Source organism: Aggregatibacter aphrophilus ATCC 33389 (assembly GCF_900636915.1).
GTDB classification, from domain to species: Bacteria; Pseudomonadota; Gammaproteobacteria; order Enterobacterales; family Pasteurellaceae; genus Aggregatibacter; species Aggregatibacter aphrophilus.
The window spans coordinates 1,127,095-1,143,713 of sequence record NZ_LR134327.1; the positions used below are offsets into that span (position 1 = coordinate 1,127,095).

Genomic DNA, 16,619 nt, shown 5'->3' on the forward strand with positions numbered 1-16,619 from the left:
AATAATTAACTATATGACAATAAAAAATTCCGCTAATTCTACTGAAAAATTGTCTTATTGACTACAACAAAGCCCAAACTAGCCTAAATCTAGCGGATCCACGTCTAAAATCCACCGCACTTGAGCAGGTTTATTTAACTCGCTTGTCTGAAATTCATTTAACACTTGCTGCAAAATCGGGCGGGAAGGATGTTGCAACAATAATTGCCAACGATATTGCCCCGCTTTTTTGCTGAACGGCGCAGTGATAGGACCGAGAATTTGTAACTCAGGTGCAGTATGTTGCTTAACGCCATAAAAATACTCGGCAAACTGCGCCAATAGCTGTTCCGCATCCTCGCTATGGCGACTTTGGGCTTTAAATAATGCTTGCGAACTAAAAGGCGGCAATCCCATTTTATGACGCAACGCCAATGCTTGTTGGGCAAAATTATCATAGCCATGCTTCAATAAACTTTGTAATAGCGGATGCTCGGGATAATGGGTTTGCAATAACACTTCCCCCTGCTGCGCCCCTCGCCCCGCACGGCCTGCCACCTGCATATAAAGTTGAGCTAGCCGTTCTTCCGCACGGAAATCCAATGAAAACAAAGCACTATCCACATTTACCAATGCGACTAAGGTGACATTTGGGAAATGGTGTCCTTTCGCCAACATTTGCGTCCCGATAAGAATTTGGCTTTTGCCCTGTTGAATATCCGCTAAATAACCTTCTAATTTTCCTTTGCGCGCCGTTGTGTCACGGTCAATACGGGCAATGCCGTAATTTGGGAAAACCGCTTTTAAGGTGTCTTCTAACTGCTCCGTGCCTAAGCCGGTGGTGATTAATTGGGTAGAACCACAATTGCCGCATTGGCGCGGAATCGGCTTTTGCGCACTGCAATGATGACAACGCAAGACATTATGTTGTTGATGATATGTGTAAGGCTTATCACAATGGCGACATTCCGCCATCCAACCGCATTCATGACACAGCAACACCGGTGCAAAACCGCGTCGATTTAGAAATAACAAGACTTGATTGCCTTTTTCTAAATGCGCCTGCATGCGTTTTAACAGGATTTCCGATAAACCGTTGCGCATTGACTGATGTTTTAAATCAATAATTTGCTGTTGAAGTGCGGTGGAATGATTGGCTTTTTCTGACAGACATAAACGCTGATATTTTCCCTGTTGCACATTATTCAGACTTTCCAAACTGGGTGTTGCCGACCCCATTAAAACGGGGATATTCAGTTGTTTTGCATACACCACCGCCAAATCGCGAGCATGATAACGCCAACCGTCTTGCTGCTTAAAAGAAGCGTCATGTTCTTCATCGATAATAATCGCGCCTAAATCGGCAAATTGCGTAAACAGCGCTGATCGCGTACCAATAATGACCGCACTTTGCCCGCTACGCGCACGTTGCCACACGTGTAATCGTTGCGTGTCATTTAAATTGGAATGCAACACATCAATCACCACGTTAAAACGGGCTTGGAAACGACTTACCGTTTGTGGCGTTAGCCCGATTTCCGGCACCAAGACCAACACTTGTTTGCCTTGATTTAAAATCTCTTCAATAAATTGCAGATAGATTTCTGTTTTGCCAGAACCTGTCACGCCGTCCAACAACCATGCTGCAAACCCTTGGGTAAATTTCAATTGGCTAAACACCAACGCTTGTTGTTTGTTGAGTGTTAATCGATCGGCTTTATTCACGATTGGTTCACCGGCTAATTGTTGTTGCCAGGTTTGAATTTCCAGTTCTTGAGCGATTTCGGTAATGTATTCTTTAGCTTTCAACGCCGACCAAATGCCGCTACCAAATGGGTTGTTGCCTTTTTCCATCCCATCATTTGCCGCCTGCAATGCTTCAAGCTGTTTTTTCGAGCGTTTTAGCAAACCTTGCACCAACGCTTGTTCACCAAGTGCGGTCGGTTTCCAAAAAATTATTTGTTTTTCCACCGCACTTTCACCTTGACGTAGCTTCACCGGCAATGCTTGGGATAACACTTCTCCCAAAGGCGCATGATAATAATTTGCTGCCCAATTTAAGAACAGCCAAATTTCCGGTGAAAACAGCGAAGTTTCATCCAGAGAGGCTAACACAGGCTTCAACTGTTCTTCAGGCACTTCCGTCTGTTCCACTACGTCAACTACAACGCCAACCCGCTTCTGCGTCCCAAACGGCACAAGCACCCGCCCCCCAACAACAACCTTCATTGACGCAGGGAAGACATAGTCAAAATAGCGATGTAGCGGCACCGGAAGTGCGATTCGGGCAAATGGCATAAGATCTTTGTTCACAGAGAATGTAAAATTTATTAAGGATATTATATAGGTAGATGAGACAAATTATATTAAAAAGTACATAGTACTTGCAAAGATGATTCTATTGCCACCATTTACCATATGTTCAAAAATAGACAAATATAAGTAAAAATGGTATGTTACTTAAGTTCAGTTTATCCAATTACATATTTTTAATGTTCTTCCTCGGAAGAGCAAAATAGTGTCATTTGCTAAACCATATTAATATGTTAATTAAATATCTTATCCATGCAAAAAAACTTAACTCAAGAAATAGGTTAACTCACTAAAATGAAAAATTTTTTCAATTCGACCTTTTTTATATCTATGTGTCACCCATTCAACTCTCAAAAAAGAAAAGAAATAAGAAATAAAATCAGAGAAAATAAAAAAAACCTAGAAAGTAAACGTTTCTTATACTATGCCCCTGAAGCATTAAAGATATTATCTGAAGTAATATCAGAATATAAAAAACCGATCAAAATATGGCTAGAATTTGGAACCCTTCTTGGTTATTACAGAGAAAATAATATTTTACAAAATGATACAGATATTGACTTTGGTATAGAAGAAAATAATTTAATTGAGGATTTTATTCAATACCTAGAAAAAAGAGGATTCAAACTTTTACGAAAATTTATTATTAATAGCAATATTTCATACTTAAACAATTTCACTGCAGAATACACTATACAATACAAAGATAGTGTCTCTATTGATTTTTTTATATTCAAGAGTATAAAAAATAAAAAAACCTGTTATTGTTTTGATGAAAATAATAAAAGTTCATATAATGTAAGCTATATAGAATATGATAATTTTGAGTTAGAGAAAACAACTTTTTTGAATCAGGAATTTTATCGACCTAATAATATACAAAAACACTTAAGTTCCTACTATGGGGATGACTTTATGATCCCCAAATCCTATAGCTATGAAGATAGACCTAAAGATCGAGAAATACCATTAGATCAAAATACAGTAGGAATAAAAGTATCTTAAAATAATAAATACATGTATGAATACCAAAAAGAAGTTTATAAAAGAATATAATCTTTTACTAGAATCCTTAAAAATTAAAGAAAACGAAGTCATAGAATTTTCCCTTATTGGAGGCATGACCAATACTAACTTCTTCCTAAATACAAGAAAGGGGAAATTTGTTGCAAGAATTTCTGGAAAAGCAACCGAGTTATTTATTAATAGAGATAATGAAATTTACAATAGCACTATAACAGCTCGAAAATTTATCAGTCCAGATATAATATATTTTGATAATAAATCTGGTATAAAAATAAGTAAATATATTAATAATGCTGAAACATTATCTCCCAAAACCACAAGAAGAAATTTTTATTTAATAGCTGATAAAGTTGCAGAATTACATACCTCAGATATTAAGTTTAAAAATACATTTATCGTTAAGAGCGAGTTTTTAAAATATTTGAACTTAATAAATCAAAATAACTATAAATTAGACGAATCATTCTTACAAATAAAAGATTCATTTTTAGCATTTTTGGATGAGGTAGAATATTTAAACACTAAGTTATGCCCATGTCATAACGACTTAGTCCCAGAGAATTTTGTATTAAATAAACAATCTAATCAACTTTATATTATTGACTGGGAATACTCCGGCATGAACGATCCTGCTTGGGATATCGCATCTATCTTCTATGAAGCCAATTTCAACTGCAAAGATGAAATAGATTTCCTTAATTATTACTTATCTAGAATTAGTCATCCACCTGAAAATAAAAATTTCTTACAAAGAATATTAATGTATAAAATTAGCCAATGCTTACTATGGTATTTGTGGACTATTATTAAAGAAAATAATGGCGAGTCTTTTCCTAATTATGCAAAAAATAGACTAAAAAATGCAAAACATTTAATTAAAGAATATAAGGTTAAGTATATTTATGAAAAATAAAGTTAATCTGGGAGTGCTTCTTGCCTTATTATCTGGATTGCTTTGGTCATTAAACACATTGCTTTTCTCTATACTAATTCAACCTGAAGGAAATAATATTATAATATTTACTATAATCAGTGCTCTATATAATGATTCTAGTTCGGTTATTTGGCTACTTATTATTTTTCTAATCTTTTACGATAAAAAATCGGCTATTAATTTTAAACCAAGAAGAACTGACTTATTATTTGTTTTGTCATCTATAATTGGAGCATCATTAGGTTTATTTTTTATATATTATCTATTCTTCTTTCTTCTGTAGAAATAACCACTATATTAACAATGTCATATCCAATAGTAGCTAGATTTTCAGTTATATTAGTAAATAAAAAATATACTACAAAAGATATGATAACATTTATTCTCCTATGCATTGCAATATTAATATTAAGCAATGAAAGAGGTTACATATGGTTGCCCGCATTGATGTGTGCATTATGCTGGGCTATAGAAGGAATAATCTGTGAATATGGGGTAAAGAATTATCGCAACCCAGAAGAGGCACTGATGATTAGACAAATAACATCAACCACCTTTCTTTTTATTGCCTTTTTTCTGATATCTAAATTTAACTCACAAAATAATCTATCAATAGTTAACCATCTGAATAATAGTTATCCAATCATATTTCTTTCTATTATTGGTTTAATATCATACCTATTTTATTATATATCTATATCTAAGATAGGCGCTGTAAAATCAATGTCTCTAAACATAAGCGCTGCTATTTTTTCTATTACCATCCTAAATATATTAAATGGAAATTATGAATTAAAATATATAATTTGCTCCACACTAATATTTATAGGAACACTTTTATGCATAAAGGATCAAAAAAAATGAATGCAATTATTCTTGCAGCAGGACTCGGTTCTAGATTTAAAGAATTAACAAAAAATAATCATAAGGCATTATTTAAAATAAATGAAACCCCAAATATTGAGAAAACAATTAAATATTTACAAGATATTGGGATTAACGAAATACATATAGTAACAGGCCATCAGGCTAATCTATTCTCTTATTTATCTGACAAATATAATTGTAACCTAATACATAATATATACTACAAAAAATATAACAGTATTTATTCATTTTACTTAGCAATAAATCATTTTAATAATACCTTTGTAATTGATGCCGATGTAGTATTATTAGAAAATCCGTTTTGCTATTTAAAAAATAGCACATACTATACTATCTTAAGAGACAAATCATCAAACAAGGAATGGATACCGCTTCTTGATAGCAATAACAGATTTATTAAGACTATTGCTATTAGTGATCTCGAACTCCCTTCACTATTAGGGATATCATATTGGAATAAAGAAGATTGTAACACTATAAAAAATCAGATAAATAATTATTTAAATGATGAAATATTACAAGATAAAAAGTTATACTGGGATAACATCCCATTAAAGTTGATTAACGAAGGCAAGATAAAAGTAGAAGTTAATTTATTACCAATAAATAAAGCAGTGGAAATAGATGATATTTCAGATTATGAGAAAATAAAAGAAATAATTAAAAGATAAATTTTGGAGAAACACCATGGAAAATTATTATTTTAATTTCAATACCCAAATAGAAAAGGAGAGTAGATGTAAATTAATTTAATTAACTGACAAATTTACTTTAAAAATAGAAATCAGGTAATTTATTAAAAAATCTTGCTAAATGTTCTATCTGAAGATAAAAGGTCCCAATACGTTAAGTTATCATCTAATTTTATAGATAAAGGTTTAAATTTATAAGTTAATTTATGAATAAATGTTAATTCTTTTATTTCTAAATATTCCTTCATATTAAAGCAATCTCCTAATTTTAACTGTAATGTATGTGGGTTATTATTGGGCAAGTGATAAAGACTATTCCATTCCTTCTTCAGATCATCTGAAAAATCAATGATATTTCTAAAAATCAAATGTACAAGATAATAGTCTCTTAAGTTATTCTCATGTTCCCAATAAGAAAATAAGCTATCCCTTAAACTAATTAACAGATTGTTTTTCTTAGAAGAATGAATAAACCAACTTGAAATCAAATGTGTCTTATAATAAAAATCACCCTTTGGTGATGAAAACATAAATAAAGGAGCTTCTAAAATTTTTTTAGGTATTTCACCTGTCAATAAAACTGTACTATCTATCCAAGTCCCACCATGCTCACAAAGCAATGCAACCCTAACAAGATCAGAGAAATGGGTATGGGTTATAATTCCTAAATTATATTTTTTAATTATACATCCAGGCAAAGATACATATTGATTTAAGTTATCTTTAGTTAAAAGAATTATTTTTCTATTTTTACAGAAAAATCTTACTGAATTAATACAATTTTTTACTATCTGAGGCGAGTTATCATAACCTTGCAACCAAAGCTGCCAAACTGGAAGATCTCCTTTAAAATAGTCTAAATTTTTATTAATTTTTATATTTATATACTTATTTAAATATCTTTTATTTCTACGAATTTTCTCCTGCTCAAGGCTTAATAAAATTGACATATATTTCCTAATTGCCTTTCTATTAGCTTTAGAGATCCCAAACAAAGAAATAAACTCTAAAAGTATTTTTTTTAAAATATACATAAGCAACACCTAGTTTTAGTAATCATCTATATAAACAAAATAATGTTTTTACCCTGCAGTCCTTTAATATACTGCCGCTCTTCCCATTTCTTCTTATTCAACGCTCTTAGAATATTTTCTTTCATCCGAGTTAAGCGGTATTTTAACGTTTTCTTTGTATGGCTGACTGTATTCTTTTTGCGCTCTTTCTGAAGCCCGCTCTCTAATACACTATTTTCTTGATTTAACTGCAATTCTTGCACACAAATCGCCGGATTAAGTTGATATACCTGATACCCAGAAATATCAATCAGTTGATTAAACATAATTTCGTCAATGGGTTTAACTTCTTCTGAGGAAAATTTTTCAAACACTTCAATTAGATACTTAGCTGCACCATGAGAAATCACATATCCCGCCGTACCAAAATGTTTTGATTTCAAAATATCAATTTCTCTCTGTTGAAAAGGTAAAATTCCTTGCTGTTTTTCAATCTTAACGGGCATCAAAAAGGTTTCTAAACGCAAGACAAAAATCTCTTGAAAATTGAACCGCACTTTAAGCCATTCATCTTCAGCAAGAAACTGTTCGGCATTCTCACCAAGCAAAATATCGTCCTCAAAAAGCGTAATGTAATCTAAACCATCATCAACACACTTTTTCCACAACATGAAATGGCTCATTAGACAGCCTTTTTCTCCCATGGTAAGCCTAGGTGTGGCAGCAACATTTGGGAGATAGCGCTGTAAATGGTCATTGAGTCGCTCAGAAGGGGTAAACGCGTCAAAAAATTCAAAGGGAATTTTCTTCTGACCAAATTGTTGGATGATGTGATTTCGACGTTTATCCGCAGTGGGAATGCTGATAACAAAGTTTTTATTTTCAATAAAATGCATACAGAGGTATTAAGTTAGTCTTAGATTGTGGGTTATCTTACTATATTGGGGGTAATAAAATGAATCTTAATATACACAAAAAACCAAAGTTGTGAGTCAGTTCACAACTTGAACTACACTAATTTTTTCTGTAAAATTTGCAACCCTACACACAAGGGTGTCATTTTGTAATGGCATAAATATTAATCTCATGCGGTGTCAAGGATTGCTTCTGCGATTGGCTTGATAGCGGCATGGCTTCAAATTTGAGGTTTTCTATGAAACAAGGTATTCATCCTGAATATAAAGAAGTTACTGCAACTTGTTCTTGCGGTAACGTAATTAAAACACGTTCAACTTTAGGTAAAAACATCAATCTTGATGTGTGTGGTAACTGCCACCCGTTCTATACAGGTAAACAACGCGTTGTTGATACCGGTGGTCGTGTTGAACGCTTTAACAGCCGTTTCAAAATTCCAGGCACAAAATAATCTGAATTTTAGCCCTCGCAATTGCGGGGGTTACTTCTATTCAACTTAAGGTAATGTGTTATGAATAGCGCATACAATCTCCCACCAATCTTCATTATCAGTTTAAAAAACTCTCCCCGTCGTGAATTCATGGCAAAGCGCTTAAATGGGCTTGGATTGCAATTTGAATTTTTTGATGCGGTTTATGGAAAAGAATTAAGTGAAGAAGCACTTTCTAAGGTGGATTATAGTTTTTATAAAACTTATAATCCTCATCCATTAACCCTTGGAGAAATCGGTTGTGCTACTAGCCATATCAAGATTTATGAGCATATGGCGAAGAATAATATATCATCTGCAATTATCCTTGAAGATGACGCTATTGTTTCTCAATTCTTTAAGGAAATTATTAAAGATATTATCTCTAAAATTCATCACAGCTACGAACTTGTTTTCTTAGATCATGGTAAAGTCAAATCATATCCCTTTAAAAAGAAATTAATTGAAGGATACCGATTAGCGCATTACCGTAGCCCTTCTAAAAACTCTAAACGATGCATAATATACGCAACAGCCTACTTAATAACCCTTTCCGGTGCCCAAAAGCTACTGAATTATGCTTATCCAATAAGAATGCCGGCTGATTATCTAACCGGACTAATACAAAAAACTAAAGTGAATGCTTATGGGGTAGAGCCTCCATGTATTTTTAGAGGTCTTGATACGGATTCAGAAATTGATCAAATTAAAAATAGATATAACCAATGAACATTAAACTCATGCTCCAAACTATACGTCTAACGATAGGAAAACTTATCTTAGATAAAAAAACGCCTAAAAATTCTACCGCACTTTCTCCGAAGAAAATTCTTTTCTTACGTCAAGACGGGAAAATTGGCGATTACATTGTGAGCTCTTTTATTTTCAGAGAAATTAAGAAATTCAACTCTGAAATAAAAATTGGCGTAGTTTGTACAACAAAAGATGCCTACTTATTTAAACAAAATCCTCATATTGATCAACTTTACTTTGTAAAGAAACGCAGTATTCTTGACTATATTAAATCCGGTTTAGTCCTTGCAAAAGAAAAATATGATGTAGTAATTGACCCAACACTAGCAATAAAAAACCGAGATCTCCTTTTACTAAGATTAATTAATGCTAAAAATTATATTGGTTATAAAAAATCAAATTATAAAATCTTTACTCACAGTTTAGAAAATGATGAACATTTTTCTAAAATCTATCAACAATCTTTAGAATTAGCAGGAATAACAAATGTAGATACCACTTATGATATTCCTTATGATGAAAAAAGTGCGGTTGAAATTCATAATTTTTTACAAGAAAATAATATCTCTAACTATATTACTGTAAATTTCTTTGGGGCATATAGAGCTAAGAAAGTAAACAATGAAAATATTAAACGCTATTTACGCTATCTTACAGAAACCAAAAAAGATAAACAATTCATATTATTAAGCTATCCGGAAGTAACCCCTTTATTGAAAGAACTTACTCAAGGATATAAAAATATTTATATTCATTATACAACAACAATTTTCCATACTATTGAGTTAATTCGTCACTCGGTTCAATTAATATCAACAGATACATCAACCGTACATATTGCCTCCGGTTTCAATAAGCCTATTATTGCAATGTACAAAAAAGATCCTATCGCATTTAAGCACTGGAATCCTAATTGCAGTAATGAGACCCATATTCTTTTCTATAAAGAAAACATTAATGAATTGAATCCGGAAGAAATTAAAGCAGAATGGTTAAATTAATTTCATGTTAATAACAAGAAAATTCATTGCTAAATTAGCAGGAAAACGAAAAGAAGCAAAAATTGATTTAACAGTAATCAAATCGGTTTTGCTAAAACCGATTGGTGATACTATAGGCTGCGCTGTTGCACATACTGCTCATTTAAATCAACTAAAATCAGCAAATCCAGATCTGGTGATTGGTGCCATTGTAACAGAGAGAAATAGAGATATTTTTGCTTATTCCGGTTTAGTGGATAAATTGCTTGAAGATAAACCCTCTACTTATATTACTCAATGTAATAAATGGGATTTATATTTAGATTTTCAGCCAACATATACAACTAAATCTGTTATTTTAGAGAAGTTACTGTCACCTAAATATATTGTTATCTTCAATAAAAAAGACAAAAAACACTATAATACAGAAACAGTTAAAAACTACGCAAAATGATACAACGCACATTTCTGATTATTTAAACAATACAATTCTTTCCGATTACTTAGATCCCAAGAAAGCGGAATATGTATTAGAAAACAAAGAAAGCATAAGATTTGATGTTCTGTGGGGGGGAGATAAACCCCGAATTTTACTGGCCCCACAGGGAAGTACTAGACAAATTCCGGCAAAAGAACTTGCTGAGATCCTTAATCAACTGGCTCCGGATCTATTAGAACGAGCTATTTTTGTATTAACAAATACAGTGGATCGTAATATTTATTTTGAAGAATTAATATCCTATTGTTCAGATAAGATTAAAATTAAGCTATCACCTAAGACATCAATTCAAGAATATATTCAACTCGCGTCATCCGCAGATTTAATTATCGGAGTTGATGGAGGAAGCATTCATATTGCAACAGCGTTACAGAAAAAAGTGTTAGCGTTCTATGCACGAAATATGCAGAATTTTTTCCGTTGGCAACCACGAGGAAATAGCCATATTCCTTACAAAGCCATTCTAAGCAACACAGAAAGTAATTCAAATAATCACACCTGTGATTTTCCCATGGATAAAGCAGCAGAATGGGTAAATGGCTTATTCCAAAATATGGAAAATAATATCCCCTAACTTTTCTTCTGACACATCGGGCAATAAAAGCTATTTCGTTGTCCGATGATTAAACTTTCAATTTTTGTACCGCACCTTGGACAAGGTTTGTCTTTATTACCGTAAACCAACAATTCTTGAGCAAAGTAACCCGGTCTGCCATCAGGTTGTAGAAAATCTTTTAGTGTGGTTCCACCTTGTTCTATGGCTTTAGCTAACACGGATTTGATGGTATCTACCAAGCGTTCACATTGATTGCGCGTCAGATTGGCAACAAGCTTCATAGGATGCAGGCTACATAAAAATAAACTTTCATTGGCGTAAATATTGCCAACACCAACCACCACGGCATTATCCATTAAAAAGGTTTTAAGTGCGGTCATTTTTTTGCGTGATTTTTTGAAAAGATAGTCTGCGTTAAATTCATCAGATAATGGCTCAGGACCGAGCTTTAGAAATAAATGGAATTCGTCCAATTTCTTCGTCCACAACCAAGCACCAAAACGACGCGGATCGTTATAGCGTAGTAATTTGCCGTTGTTCATTACAATATCTAAATGATCGTGTTTATCAATAGGGCTGTCATGCGGTACGATTCTCACAGTCCCCGACATCCCTAAGTGGCCGATGATATAACCTTGTTCGCTATGAATGATGAGGTATTTGGCGCGACGAGTGAGATCTAAAATTTTTACATGATGAAATTCCGTTAATTCAGGCGACACCGCCCAACGAAGTTTTGGCTGACGTACCACAATTTTTTCAATAATATAATCTTTTAAATAAGGACTCACACCACGTAGAGCGGTTTCAACTTCGGGTAGTTCGGGCATTATCTTCCTCCAGTATTTTCAGGATACAAAAAAACCCGAGCAATGTCGGGCTTTTCAATTCGTGCAAAATTATTTGATTTTTGCTTCTTTGTAAACAACGTGTTTACGCACAATCGGATCAAATTTTTTGATTTCCATTTTTTCAGGCATATTACGTTTGTTTTTTGTTGTTGTGTAGAAATGACCTGTTTCTGCGGTAGAAACTAAACGGATTTTCTCACGAGCACCTTTTGCTGCCATTTGTTAGCTCCTTAGATTTTCTCGCCACGAGCACGGATTTCAGCTAAAACTGCATCAATGCCTTTTTTATCGATAATACGCATACCTTTTGCGGTTAAGCGTAATGTTACAAAACGGTTCTCACTCTCAACCCAGAAACGGTGAGTGTGAAGGTTAGGAAGAAAACGACGACGAGTCGCATTCATTGCGTGTGAGCGGTTGTTACCCACTGCCGGACGCTTGCCTGTTACTTGACAGACTCTAGACATATTAATCTCCAATAATGAAATATAAGCTCGAGCTTACGGTTCGGAATACTTCAAAAATAAACTTTTTGAATGACCTCGTCAGGTCGCATAACCCGACCCGCATACTATATTAAAGGTCGTGCATTATACTCACTTTATCTTGTATTCTCAAGCCTAAATACTGAATTTGCTTGTATTAAATCCAAAATTTATCCAAAAGTGCGGTCGGTTTTAGAGAAGATTTTGTTCCGCAAAGGAAAAATAACAGCCGCGACCAATCACAAAATGATCCAATACCCGAATCTCCATTAACTCAGCCGCCTGCTTGATTTTTTGTGTAATATTTCGATCGGAAAAGCTCGGTTCAGCCACACCTGAAGGATGATTATGCGCCAAAATAAGCGCCGCTGCATTGCAGGCTAAGGCTTCTTTAATGATCTCCCGCGGATACACCATGGCCTGATTGATGGTGCCAAGGAAAAGGTTTTCCTGCTTGATTAAACGATGTTGCGTATCCAAAAACAACACTAAAAAGACTTCTCGTTCCAAACCCTCCAGCTCGGTTTGCAAATACATTTTCACCGCATCACTTGAAGTGAAACAATGTTCTTCCTTTAATTCCGCCAGCAAATAACGCCTAGTCATTTCGGTACAAGCCTGTAACTGAATAAACTGGGTAACACCAATGCCTTTTACGGCACAAAATTGCTTTTGACTTGCCGTAATTAAGCCACGTAAAGAGCCAAAATGTTGCAACACATTGTGGGACAATTGCATGACGGGGCAATCCTTAATGCCCGTACGTAAAAAAATGGCCAATAGCTCCTCATCGCTTAACGCCGCCGCGCCGTATTGTAACAATTTTTCTCTTGGCATTAATGGTTCATTCATCTTTTTATTTCGTCTCATAACCTATGGATTGACAATTAATTCATAATGTTAAACGTCATAGTGAAATAACACGCTAAAGTTGGAAGACGGATCGCAAAATAAGATTTTTTATTAAATAATAATTCAAGTAAAATAGCCCGGTTCATCTCCGACTTGGTCAAATCATGGGATTTCATTATGTTTAACCTAGAAAATAAGCGTATTGTAGTAGGCATTACAGGTGGTATTGCCGCTTATAAAACAATCGAATTAATCCGTTTATTACGCAAAGCCCAGGCGCAAGTCAGAGTGGTTCTCACCCCTGCCGCAGCGGAATTTGTCACACCGCTCACCTTGCAAGCCATTTCCGGCAATGCCGTGGCGCAATCCCTGTTAGATCCGCAAGCCGAACTCGCGATGGGGCATATTGAATTGGCGAAATGGGCGGATGCGGTACTTATTGCTCCTGCAAGTGCCGATTTTATTGCCCGTTTAACTGTCGGCATGGCGAACGATTTACTTTCTACGATTTGCCTTGCCACCAACGCGCCGATTTTGCTGGCACCGGCGATGAACCAACAAATGTATCGCCAAACCATAACGCAGCAAAATCTGACCGCACTTTTATCCCGAGGTATTCAAACCATCGGGCCGAATAGCGGCGAACAGGCGTGTGGCGATGTGGGCGCCGGACGAATGTCCGAACCATCGGAAATTTTCACCGCACTTTGCCACCATTTTTCTACTCAACAAGATTTAGTCGGCCTGAATGTCGCTATCACGGCAGGTCCGACCCGCGAAGCCATTGACCCGGTGCGCTACATCTCCAATCACAGTTCCGGCAAAATGGGCGTTGCCATTGCGGATGCCTTCGTAAAACGCGGGGCAAATGTCACCTTGATTGCCGGCCCGGTAAACCTTGCCACACCTAACAATGTCAACCGCGTTGATGTCACTTCCACGCAAGAAATGTGGCAAACTGCCTTAGAAAGTGCGGTTAAAAATCATATTTTTATTGGCTGCGCGGCCGTGGCAGATTACCGTGTAGCGGAAGTCGCCGAGCAAAAAATCAAAAAATCCGGCGAGGAAATGACGTTAACACTCATTAAAAATCCCGACATTATTTCCGATGTCGGTCATTTAACGGAAAATCGCCCATTCACCGTTGGTTTCGCCGCCGAAACACAGAATGTTGCCGATTACGCCAAGGACAAACTTAAACGCAAAAATTTAGATATGATTTGCGCCAATGATGTCTCCGGCGGGCAAGTGTTCGGGCAGGATCACAATGCGTTGCAACTCTTTTGGCAAAATGGTGAGAAGACCTTACCGCTTGCAGAAAAAAACACATTAGCGGATGCGTTGGTGAGTGAAATTGTTGCGCGTTATCGCCAATAAAAAGTGCAGCAAAAAAATGACAGATTTCTTTAAAGGAAAACATGACACATGAAAAAAATTGACGTAAAAATTTTAGATAACCGTATCGGCACAGAATTTCCGCTTCCAACTTATGCCACCGAAGGCTCTGCAGGTTTGGATTTACGCGCATTACTTGATAAAGGTATTGAAATTCAACCGGGTGAAACTCAATTAATTCCAACGGGGCTTTCCATTTATATTGCCGATCCGAATTTAGCGGCTGTAATTTTGCCACGTTCCGGTTTAGGGCATAAACACGGTATTGTGTTGGGCAATTTGGTGGGATTAATCGACTCCGATTATCAAGGTCCGCTCATGGTTTCTGTGTGGAATCGTGGTACCGAACCGTTCAAAATTGAAGTGGGTGATCGCATTGCTCAACTGGTTTTTGTGCCAGTGGTGCAAGCAGAATTCAATATCGTTAGCGAGTTTAACGCCACCGACCGTGGCGAGGGTGGTTTTGGCCATTCAGGTAAACACTAATGGAACAGGCAAACAAACGCAGCATCAAAGAACGTCGCCAACAAGTGTTGACGGTACTCACGCATATGTTGCATTCCGAACGCGGTATGGAGCGCATGACCACTGCACGGCTGGCCGCGGAAGTGGGTGTGTCAGAAGCAGCACTGTACCGTTATTACCCGAGCAAAACTAAGATCTTTGAAGCCTTAATCGACAACATTGAAAGCACCCTGCTTAATCGTATTTCACAATCCATGAAAAACGAAACCAACACCATACAACGGGTGAAAGATATTCTGCAAATGATCTTGGATTTTGCCCGTAAAAACCCCGGCTTAACCCGCGTATTAACCGGCCACGCCTTAATGTTTGAAGATGCGCAACTGCAGGTACGCGTGGCAAAATTTTTCGACCGTTTGGAATTGCAATTCGTGAATATTCTGCAAATGCGAAAATTGCGTGAGGGGCGTGGTTTTGACATTGACGAACGCATCATCGCAGCCCACTTGGTGACCTTATGCGAAGGGCAATTTATGCGTTATGTACGTTCAAATTTCCGACACTCACCAAATCAAGGTTTTAATCAACAATGGCAGCTTATTGAAAGCTTATTTGCATAATTTATTTATTTAGGTAAGATGGCGTGATTATTCCTTGGCAAGAACTGGAAGAACAAACTTTAATCAATATTGTGGAAAGTGTTATCTTGCGCGAGGGAACTGATTACGGTTTACATGAACAGACTTTCGAACAAAAAAAGAAAGCATTACTAAACAGAATCCGCCAAGGAAGCGCGGTGATTGTTTGGTCGGAACTACACAAATCTATTGATATAAAAGACAAAACGGACTTTTTCAAATAAGCTTTTTAGTTTTTCCCTATTTAGATGGAGGTTTCACGTGCAGGAACAAAACGCACAAGCTACACAACCCACAGATCCAACGTTGGACTGGTTTTTATCACATTGCCATATTCATAAATATCCATCTAAAAGCACATTAATCAACGCCGGCGAAAAAGCCGAAACACTTTATTATTTAATCCAAGGCTCCGTCTCCGTTATGGTGAAAGACGAAGATGGAAAAGAGATGATTCTCACTTATTTAGGCCAAGGGGATTTCTTTGGTGAAGCAGGCTTATTTGAAGAAGGTCAGCTTCGTTCTGCATGGATCAAAGCCAAAAGCGCCTGTGAAGTGGCTGAAATCTCGTATCGCAAATTCCGCCAACTCATTCAGGCTAACCCTGAAATTTTAATGTATTTAACTGCGCAACTTGCCAGACGCTTACAAAACACCTCGCGCCAAGTGAGCAATTTGGCATTCTTAGATGTCACCGGTCGCATTGCGCAAACCTTATTAAACTTAGCCAAAATGCCGGAAGCCATGACACACCCGGATGGGATGCAAATTAAAATCACCCGTCAGGAAATTGGCCAAATGGTAGGCTGCTCACGCGAAACCGTTGGCCGAATTTTAAAAATGTTGGAAGATCAACATCTTATATCCGCTCACGGCAAGACTATTGTCGTTTACGGCACCCGTTAAAAAACGTGGT

At 36.1% G+C, this 16,619-nt stretch carries 20 protein-coding genes and 1 pseudogene; 14 read left to right on the forward strand and 7 right to left on the reverse strand.

Annotated elements, in window-relative coordinates; translation table 11 throughout:
• Positions 1–78: 78 nt before the first annotated feature.
• Positions 79–2,277 carry a primosomal protein N' gene (gene priA, locus EL144_RS05440; RefSeq protein ID WP_050332899.1) on the reverse strand — a complete coding sequence of 733 codons (2,199 nt, stop codon included), beginning with the start codon at positions 2,275–2,277 and terminating at the stop codon, positions 79–81.
• A 309-nt stretch (positions 2,278–2,586) separates the two neighbouring features.
• On the opposite strand from priA, the gene EL144_RS05445 reads away from it, so the two are divergent.
• The 4 genes from EL144_RS05445 (at position 2,587) to EL144_RS05460 (ending at position 5,811) form a co-directional block, all read left to right on the forward strand.
• Positions 2,587–3,297: a hypothetical protein gene (locus EL144_RS05445; protein ID WP_050332897.1), complete on the forward strand. Its 711-nt coding sequence runs from the start codon at positions 2,587–2,589 to the stop codon at positions 3,295–3,297.
• Positions 3,298–3,313: 16 nt separating this feature from the next.
• A complete protein-coding gene (locus tag EL144_RS05450) occupies positions 3,314–4,231 on the forward strand; it encodes a choline kinase family protein (RefSeq protein WP_005701787.1) in 918 nt (305 codons plus the stop codon).
• Between the two features lie 468 nt (positions 4,232–4,699).
• The gene (locus EL144_RS11550) at positions 4,700–5,116 is read left to right on the forward strand and encodes an EamA family transporter (RefSeq protein ID WP_232010651.1); all 417 of its coding nucleotides are present in this window, start codon (positions 4,700–4,702) and stop codon (positions 5,114–5,116) included.
• Positions 5,113–5,811, forward strand: coding sequence for a CTP--phosphocholine cytidylyltransferase (locus tag EL144_RS05460; RefSeq protein WP_005704504.1), 699 nt, complete (start codon positions 5,113–5,115; stop codon positions 5,809–5,811). Before EL144_RS11550 ends, EL144_RS05460 begins: the two co-directional genes overlap by 4 nt.
• A gap of 125 nt (positions 5,812–5,936) precedes the next feature.
• Here the strand turns inward: EL144_RS05460 and EL144_RS05465 are convergent, their stop codons facing one another.
• On the reverse strand, positions 5,937–6,866 hold the full coding sequence (locus EL144_RS05465; RefSeq protein ID WP_005704503.1) for a capsular polysaccharide synthesis protein: 930 nt from the start codon (positions 6,864–6,866) through the stop codon (positions 5,937–5,939).
• A 26-nt stretch (positions 6,867–6,892) separates the two neighbouring features.
• Complete coding sequence (locus tag EL144_RS05470) at positions 6,893–7,741, reverse strand: glycosyltransferase family 25 protein (RefSeq protein ID WP_005701792.1); 849 nt, start codon at positions 7,739–7,741, stop codon at positions 6,893–6,895.
• A gap of 257 nt (positions 7,742–7,998) precedes the next feature.
• Between EL144_RS05470 and rpmE the strand changes: the two genes are divergently transcribed.
• From rpmE to EL144_RS05490, 5 genes are read left to right on the forward strand one after another with little or no spacing between them, the layout of a single operon-like run.
• Positions 7,999–8,211, forward strand: coding sequence for a 50S ribosomal protein L31 (gene rpmE, locus EL144_RS05475; protein ID WP_005701793.1), 213 nt, complete (start codon positions 7,999–8,001; stop codon positions 8,209–8,211).
• A 60-nt stretch (positions 8,212–8,271) separates the two neighbouring features.
• Positions 8,272–8,958, forward strand: a complete 687-nt coding sequence (locus EL144_RS05480) for a glycosyltransferase family 25 protein (RefSeq protein ID WP_005701794.1) — start codon at positions 8,272–8,274, stop codon at positions 8,956–8,958.
• Positions 8,955–9,983 (forward strand): glycosyltransferase family 9 protein, encoded by a 1,029-nt coding sequence (locus EL144_RS05485; protein ID WP_005704502.1) that lies wholly within the window; start codon positions 8,955–8,957, stop codon positions 9,981–9,983. Before EL144_RS05480 ends, EL144_RS05485 begins: the two co-directional genes overlap by 4 nt.
• A 4-nt stretch (positions 9,984–9,987) precedes the next feature.
• The gene (locus tag EL144_RS11555; RefSeq protein ID WP_005704500.1) at positions 9,988–10,416 is read left to right on the forward strand and encodes a glycosyltransferase family protein; all 429 of its coding nucleotides are present in this window, start codon (positions 9,988–9,990) and stop codon (positions 10,414–10,416) included.
• Positions 10,349–11,035 (forward strand): glycosyltransferase family 9 protein, encoded by a 687-nt coding sequence (locus EL144_RS05490; protein ID WP_050332896.1) that lies wholly within the window; start codon positions 10,349–10,351, stop codon positions 11,033–11,035. Before EL144_RS11555 ends, EL144_RS05490 begins: the two co-directional genes overlap by 68 nt.
• Here the strand turns inward: EL144_RS05490 and mutM are convergent.
• The 4 genes from mutM to radC form a co-directional block, all read right to left on the reverse strand.
• Positions 11,032–11,847, reverse strand: a complete 816-nt coding sequence (gene mutM / locus EL144_RS05495; RefSeq protein WP_005701798.1) for a DNA-formamidopyrimidine glycosylase — start codon at positions 11,845–11,847, stop codon at positions 11,032–11,034. The two genes, EL144_RS05490 and mutM, sit on opposite strands and share 4 nt — an antisense overlap.
• 69 nt (positions 11,848–11,916) lie before the next feature.
• Entirely contained in the window at positions 11,917–12,087 is a 171-nt protein-coding gene (gene rpmG / locus EL144_RS05500) for a 50S ribosomal protein L33 (RefSeq protein ID WP_005704498.1), read from the reverse strand.
• Positions 12,088–12,098: 11 nt separating this feature from the next.
• Complete coding sequence (gene rpmB / locus EL144_RS05505; protein ID WP_005542826.1) at positions 12,099–12,335, reverse strand: 50S ribosomal protein L28; 237 nt, start codon at positions 12,333–12,335, stop codon at positions 12,099–12,101.
• Between the two features lie 210 nt (positions 12,336–12,545).
• On the reverse strand, positions 12,546–13,205 hold the full coding sequence (gene radC / locus EL144_RS05510; protein ID WP_005704497.1) for a RadC family protein: 660 nt from the start codon (positions 13,203–13,205) through the stop codon (positions 12,546–12,548).
• Between the two features lie 177 nt (positions 13,206–13,382).
• On the opposite strand from radC, the gene coaBC reads away from it, so the two are divergent.
• The 5 genes and pseudogenes from coaBC (at position 13,383) to crp (ending at position 16,609) form a co-directional block, all read left to right on the forward strand.
• Positions 13,383–14,582: a bifunctional phosphopantothenoylcysteine decarboxylase/phosphopantothenate--cysteine ligase CoaBC gene (coaBC, locus tag EL144_RS05520; protein ID WP_005704496.1), complete on the forward strand. Its 1,200-nt coding sequence runs from the start codon at positions 13,383–13,385 to the stop codon at positions 14,580–14,582.
• Between the two features lie 48 nt (positions 14,583–14,630).
• On the forward strand, positions 14,631–15,086 hold the full coding sequence (gene dut / locus EL144_RS05525) for a dUTP diphosphatase (RefSeq protein ID WP_005701802.1): 456 nt from the start codon (positions 14,631–14,633) through the stop codon (positions 15,084–15,086).
• A 14-nt stretch (positions 15,087–15,100) separates the two neighbouring features.
• Positions 15,101–15,685: pseudogene (slmA, locus tag EL144_RS05530) on the forward strand (nucleoid occlusion factor SlmA); the annotation flags it as partial.
• A gap of 23 nt (positions 15,686–15,708) precedes the next feature.
• On the forward strand, positions 15,709–15,927 hold the full coding sequence (locus EL144_RS05535; protein ID WP_005701805.1) for a YheU family protein: 219 nt from the start codon (positions 15,709–15,711) through the stop codon (positions 15,925–15,927).
• Positions 15,928–15,964: 37 nt separating this feature from the next.
• Positions 15,965–16,609 (forward strand): cAMP-activated global transcriptional regulator CRP, encoded by a 645-nt coding sequence (gene crp, locus EL144_RS05540; RefSeq protein ID WP_005701806.1) that lies wholly within the window; start codon positions 15,965–15,967, stop codon positions 16,607–16,609.
• The last annotated feature ends 10 nt before the right edge of the window (positions 16,610–16,619 follow it).

What these genes read in the sequence shown, in the direction of transcription:
- EL144_RS05460 (WP_005704504.1), top strand. Translation starts at nt 5,113, where the DNA reads ATGAATGCAATTATTCTTGCAGCAGGACTCGGTTCTAGATTTAAAGAA.
- EL144_RS05470 (WP_005701792.1), bottom strand. Translation starts at nt 7,741, where the DNA reads ATGCATTTTATTGAAAATAAAAACTTTGTTATCAGCATTCCCACTGCG.
- coaBC (WP_005704496.1), top strand. Translation starts at nt 13,383, where the DNA reads ATGTTTAACCTAGAAAATAAGCGTATTGTAGTAGGCATTACAGGTGGT.
- priA (WP_050332899.1), bottom strand. Translation starts at nt 2,277, where the DNA reads ATGCCATTTGCCCGAATCGCACTTCCGGTGCCGCTACATCGCTATTTT.
- EL144_RS05485 (WP_005704502.1), top strand. Translation starts at nt 8,955, where the DNA reads ATGAACATTAAACTCATGCTCCAAACTATACGTCTAACGATAGGAAAA.
- radC (WP_005704497.1), bottom strand. Translation starts at nt 13,205, where the DNA reads ATGAATGAACCATTAATGCCAAGAGAAAAATTGTTACAATACGGCGCG.
- rpmE (WP_005701793.1), top strand. Translation starts at nt 7,999, where the DNA reads ATGAAACAAGGTATTCATCCTGAATATAAAGAAGTTACTGCAACTTGT.
- EL144_RS11550 (WP_232010651.1), top strand. Translation starts at nt 4,700, where the DNA reads ATGTGTGCATTATGCTGGGCTATAGAAGGAATAATCTGTGAATATGGG.
- rpmG (WP_005704498.1), bottom strand. Translation starts at nt 12,087, where the DNA reads ATGGCAGCAAAAGGTGCTCGTGAGAAAATCCGTTTAGTTTCTACCGCA.
- mutM (WP_005701798.1), bottom strand. Translation starts at nt 11,847, where the DNA reads ATGCCCGAACTACCCGAAGTTGAAACCGCTCTACGTGGTGTGAGTCCT.
- EL144_RS05445 (WP_050332897.1), top strand. Translation starts at nt 2,587, where the DNA reads ATGAAAAATTTTTTCAATTCGACCTTTTTTATATCTATGTGTCACCCA.
- EL144_RS05465 (WP_005704503.1), bottom strand. Translation starts at nt 6,866, where the DNA reads ATGTATATTTTAAAAAAAATACTTTTAGAGTTTATTTCTTTGTTTGGG.
- rpmB (WP_005542826.1), bottom strand. Translation starts at nt 12,335, where the DNA reads ATGTCTAGAGTCTGTCAAGTAACAGGCAAGCGTCCGGCAGTGGGTAAC.
- dut (WP_005701802.1), top strand. Translation starts at nt 14,631, where the DNA reads ATGAAAAAAATTGACGTAAAAATTTTAGATAACCGTATCGGCACAGAA.
- EL144_RS05480 (WP_005701794.1), top strand. Translation starts at nt 8,272, where the DNA reads ATGAATAGCGCATACAATCTCCCACCAATCTTCATTATCAGTTTAAAA.
- EL144_RS11555 (WP_005704500.1), top strand. Translation starts at nt 9,988, where the DNA reads ATGTTAATAACAAGAAAATTCATTGCTAAATTAGCAGGAAAACGAAAA.
- EL144_RS05450 (WP_005701787.1), top strand. Translation starts at nt 3,314, where the DNA reads ATGAATACCAAAAAGAAGTTTATAAAAGAATATAATCTTTTACTAGAA.